Here is a 3,654-nt window from a genome sequence, read left to right on the forward strand (position 1 = left end):
GCGGCGGCGGCTTCCTTGTGGGCGCGAACGTTGAAGCCGATGATGGCGGCGTTGAAGCCTTCCGCCAGCGTGACGTCGGATTCGCTGATGCCGCCGACGCCCGCATGCAGGATGCGCGCGGTGACTTCGTCGGTGCCGAGCTTCTCCAGCGAGCCCAGGATCGCTTCCAGCGAGCCCTGCACGTCGGCCTTGATGATCAGCGGGAAGTCCTTGCGGCCGGTGGTCTTGAGCTGGCTCATCATCTGCTCGAGCGAGCCGCGCATGCCGGAAATGGCCGAGGCGGACTTCTCGCGCTTCTGATGCGCACGGTAGGCGGTGACTTCGCGGGCGCGGGCTTCGCTCTCGACCACGGCGACACGATCACCGGCTTCCGGCGGACCGTTGAAGCCGAGCACTTCGACCGGCACCGAGGGACCGGCATCGGTCATCTGCACGCCCTGATCGGAAATCAGCGCGCGAACACGGCCCATTTCGGCGCCGGCGACGATGATGTCGCCTACGCGCAGGGTGCCGCGCTGAACCAGCACGGTGGCGACCGGACCACGGCCGCGATCGAGCTTGGCTTCGATCACGGTACCTTCGGCCGGACGGTCGGTATTGGTCTTCAGGTCAAGGATGTCGGCCTGCAGCGCGATCATTTCCAGCAGCTTGTCGAGGTTGGTCTTGTTCTTGGCGGATACTTCGACGTCGACGACGTCGCCGCCGAAGGATTCGACCTGAACGTCATATTGCAACAGCTCGGTGCGGACGCGCTCGGCCTTGGCGTCGGGCTTGTCCATCTTGTTGATCGCCACGATCATCGGCACACCCGCCGCCTTGGCGTGGTTGATGGCCTCGATGGTCTGCGGCATGACGCCGTCATCGGCGGCGACGACCAGGATCACGATGTCGGTGACCTTGGCGCCGCGGGCGCGCATCGCGGTGAACGCGGCGTGGCCCGGGGTGTCGATGAAGGTGATCGTCTTGCCGCTCTCGGGCGAGACGACCTGATAGGCGCCGATGTGCTGGGTGATGCCGCCGGCTTCACCGGACACCACATTGGCGTGACGCAGCGCGTCGAGCAGCGAGGTCTTGCCGTGATCGACATGGCCCATGACCGTGACGACGGGCGACCGCGGCTCGACGTCGGTGGAATTGTCGACCTTGTCGAACAGGCCTTCTTCGACGTCGGATTCAGCCACGCGCTTGACGGTGTGGCCGAGCTCCTCGGCGATCAGCTGGGCGGTGTCGGCGTCGATCACATCGGTGATCTTGACCATCTGGCCCTGCTTCATCAGCATCCGGATCACGTCCACGGCGCGCTCCGCCATGCGGTTGGCGAGCTCCTGGATGGTGATCGCTTCCGGAATGATGACTTCGCGGATCAGCTTTTCCTTCGGCTCATTGGACTGGTGTCCCTTGAGGCGCTGGGTGCGGCGACGGAACGAGGCGATCGAGCGCTCGCGGACGTCGTCGGCCGACAGAGCGGTGACCAGCGTCAGGCGGCCGCGCTGCTTGGCGGGGGCCGGCTTGGCGGTCGGCTTGGCGGCCATCACCGGGCGGGCGACGCCGCCGGGACCACGTCGAATGGTGCGCGGACCTTCGTCCTCGTCGGTCGCATCGGCGGCGACGCCGGGCGCGCGCGGCGGCGGCAGGCCGGCGGCCTTGGCGGCGGCGGCGGCCTTCACATCGGCTTCGGCCTGACGCTTCTTGGCTTCGCGCTCAGCCTTGGCCTTGACCTCTTCCTCGATGCGGTGACGCTCGTCCTCGGCCTTCTTGCGGGCTTCGGCGGCTTCGCGCTCGGCCTGGGCAATGCCTTCCTTGGAATTACGGCGGGCCACTTCGATCTCGGCGAGACGGCGCTCCTCGATGTCGCGCACGCGCGCATCGGCCAGCGCGCTGGCGCGGGCGTTCTTCTCTTCCTCGGTCAAGGTGCGCAGCACCACGCCGGAACCGCTGCGGGTCTGCGGTCCGGAGGAACGCTGCGGCGGGCGGGACGGCGGGGCGGGACGTGACGGCGGCGCGTTCCGGGTCGGCGGCGCAGCCTGCCGCGTCGGCGCGGCGGTCGCGGCCGGACGGGGCGGCGCAACCGGCGCAACGGGACGTGGCGGGGTAACGACGACAGGCGCGGCGGCGACCGGCGCGACCGGCGCCGGGGTCGCTGCGACCGGAGCCGGGGTCAGTGCCGGAGTGGGGGCCGCGACGACGGGCGCCGGAGCTGCCGCGACGGGGGCGGGAGCCGGGGGGGCAACCGGGACCGGCGCGGGCGCCGCGGCTACCGGCGCCACGATCGGGGCGGCCGGCGGCACGTCAGCGGCCATCCGGCGCTTGCCGCGCTTTTCCACCACCACGACGTTGGTACGTCCATGGCTGAAGCTCTGGCGCACGGTGCCCTGCTCGACGCGCGGCTTCAGCGTCAAGGTCTTGCTCGGAACACTCAGTGTCTTGTCGCCAGGCGTTTTCGTATCGACCATTCAGCAGTCCTAATCTTGTTACGGTGTGCGCGTCCGCACAGTCTTTTTAAGCGATTTCTCGGTCAGCAATGCCGTTGCCGGCAAATCTTGTCAGGGCGAGGCCAAATCCTGTTTCACAGAAGCTTTGGCGCTTGCGTTGCCGTCGTCGTCAGCCATCCGGTATTGGACCAGTGTCTGGCTGCGTGACAGGAACGTTTTGCCCGCCGGGCCTGTTAGCACGGCAGCATGTATCACATTTGACCGGCCTAATGCCAAATCCAATTCATCACAGCTCAATACCGTAATAATCGGCAGCGGGCGCGGATTTTCGTTGAATTCGGCGGCTTGCCGGGCCGTCCCGTCCAGTTTGCGGATTCCGTCGGCCGCGCCGTCGGAGGCGTGGATCAGGGCCTGGGCGTCGCCCCGCTTCAGAACATCCTCGACCTTGGTGAAGCCGGAGATGATGACTCCGGCCTTCCCGGCCATCGCCAGCGCCTCGATGACGCCGCGAACCATCAATTTGTCGGTGTCGTCGGCCAGGGTAGGCGAAGCCTTGACGTTCTTCTTGAAGCCCTTGGCGAAAACATTCCGTTTGGCGGCCTCGGTTACCGCCTTGCGGTTGGCCGAGACCCACAGGCCGCGGCCGGGAAGCTTGCGCTTCAGATCCGGAATCGCCTCGCCCGTGGGCGCGACGACGAAGCGGATCAGCTCATCGATCGGGCGCACGCTCCGCGAGACCGCGCACATCCGCTCAGTCCCGGATTTGGTGCTCCGGGGGCCGTTGTCAAGATCTGCGGGGTCATCGGGGGCGAGCATGCGCGTGGCATCGGTCCTTATACTTCTTCGGTGGCGTCGACGGCGGCGTCCTTATCGAGGTCGGCCTGGGTGATCCAGCCGGCCACGACACGCGCCTGCATGATCAGACGTTCGGCGTCCTCACGTGAGATCTCGGACGCGTCGAGAATGCCCGGGTGCTTGGTCGGCTCGGAGCCTTCCTTGCGTTCGGTCCAACCCACCAGATCGTCGGTGGCGCAACCCGCCAGATCCTCGACGGTCTTGATTTCGTTTTCGCCGAACTTGACCATCATCTTGAGGGTCACGCCCGGTACCTCTTTCAATGCGTCTTCCACACCTAGTTCCTTACATTTGTTTTCAAGCTCTGATTCGAGCTGTTCAAGGTACTCCCGCGCGCGGCTTTGCAGCTCGGCGGCGGTCTCGTCGT

2 protein-coding genes and 1 pseudogene are annotated in these 3,654 nt (G+C 66.6%); all 3 read right to left on the reverse strand.

The window, feature by feature from the left end; genetic code table 11:
• On the reverse strand, positions 1-2,453 hold a 2,453-nt coding region (gene infB / locus Q0S16_RS01245; RefSeq protein WP_295844146.1), incomplete at its 3' end, for a translation initiation factor IF-2.
• Positions 2,454-2,543: 90 nt separating this feature from the next.
• On the reverse strand, positions 2,544-3,248 hold the full coding sequence (locus Q0S16_RS01250) for an RNA-binding protein (protein WP_295844148.1): 705 nt from the start codon (positions 3,246-3,248) through the stop codon (positions 2,544-2,546).
• A 17-nt stretch (positions 3,249-3,265) separates the two neighbouring features.
• Positions 3,266-3,654: pseudogene (locus tag Q0S16_RS01255) on the reverse strand (helix-hairpin-helix domain-containing protein); the annotation flags it as partial.

This window comes from Tardiphaga sp., assembly GCF_025356345.1.
GTDB lineage: Bacteria > Pseudomonadota > Alphaproteobacteria > Rhizobiales > Xanthobacteraceae > Tardiphaga.